Here is a 346-nt window from a genome sequence, read left to right on the forward strand (position 1 = left end):
CGAACGCGGTCTCGTGCGTCGACACGGCGAACCCGCTGATGCGGTTGAACATGGTTCGCCCGTACCCGCCGATATCGGTCGACCCGGACTCGACCCAGTTCGTCGAATCCGAGTACGCGTGACGGACGCGCGTGGCATGAACGTTGACGTCGCAATACTGCGACTGGGTGAGGATGACGAGGTACCCGTCTCCGGCTGGCAGGTTCGACCCTTGCACGTCGATTCGCCCGCCGTAGACGGACCGCACGCCGACACCGGGGCCGTAGCCGCGGAGGATTCGACCTTCGAGGATCGGGAACCGGAGGTCACGGAGCCGGAACATCGGACCCGGCGCGGACGAGAGCGC

General features: G+C 66.5%; 1 protein-coding gene. It reads right to left on the reverse strand.

All coding sequences use genetic code 11. The features are described 5' to 3' along the window. Window positions 1–322, reverse strand: a 322-nt coding sequence (locus ACWXWW_RS17930; RefSeq protein ID WP_455971353.1) for a hypothetical protein, incomplete at its 3' end; no start/stop codon positions are given. Between the last annotated feature and the right edge of the window lie 24 nt (window positions 323–346).

This window comes from Microbacterium sp. KNMS (assembly GCF_053851835.1).